Origin of the sequence: Protofrankia sp. CiP1_Cm_nod2, from assembly GCF_920664355.1 — a bacterium.
Taxonomy (GTDB): Bacteria; Actinomycetota; Actinomycetes; order Frankiales; family Frankiaceae; genus Protofrankia.
The window spans coordinates 1-712 of the sequence record NZ_CAKKTL010000134.1 but is presented as its reverse complement, the minus strand read 5'-3'; the positions used below and the strand labels follow the sequence as shown (position 1 = coordinate 712).

Genomic DNA, 712 nt, shown 5'->3' with positions numbered 1-712 from the left:
GCCGATCGACAGCGACTTGGCGATGGTGGACGGCTTCACCGGTGCGACCGTGTCCGCCCCGCGGGCGAAGGCCGCCGCGACCGGGTTGCAGCCCTGCGCCTGCGCGCCGAAGACCCGGTGCGGGGTCGGCTCCACCAGGCCGAGCCGGCCGAGCTCACCGAACGCCTTGTCGATCTTCGTCAGCAGCGACCCGGACGCGATCGGTACCACGACCTGCTCCGGCAGCCGCCAGCCGAGCTGTTCGGCGACCTCGTAGCCGAGTGTCTTGGAGCCCTCGGCGTAGAACGGCCGCACGTTGACGTTGACGAACGCCCATTCGTACTCGCCGGAGAGCTCGCTGCACAGGCGGTTGACGTCGTCGTAGTTGCCCTCGATCGCGACCAGCGTGCCGCCGTAGACGGCGGTCGACACGGTCTTGCCGTCCTCCAGATCATGCGGGATCAGCACAACCGAACGTAGCCCGGCGGACGCGGCGTGCGCTGCCACCGACTGGGCCAGGTTGCCGGTGGACGCGCAGGCAACCGTGGTGTACCCGTGCTCGCGCGCGGCCGACAGCGCCACCGACACGACCCTGTCCTTGAACGAGTGGGTGGGGTTCGCGGTGTCGTCCTTGACCCACAGTGTCCGCATCCCGAGCTCGGCGGCGAGGCGGGGGGCCGGGCGCAGCGGCGTCCAGCCCGCGCCGAGCGACACCCGGCGCGCGGGGTCGTGG

The 712-nt window shown here is 71.5% G+C and carries 1 protein-coding gene; it reads right to left on the bottom strand.

The window, feature by feature from the left end:
- Positions 1 to 712 (bottom strand): threonine synthase (gene thrC, locus NBW84_RS15280; RefSeq protein WP_250285411.1); only part of this gene is annotated, 712 nt, incomplete at both ends.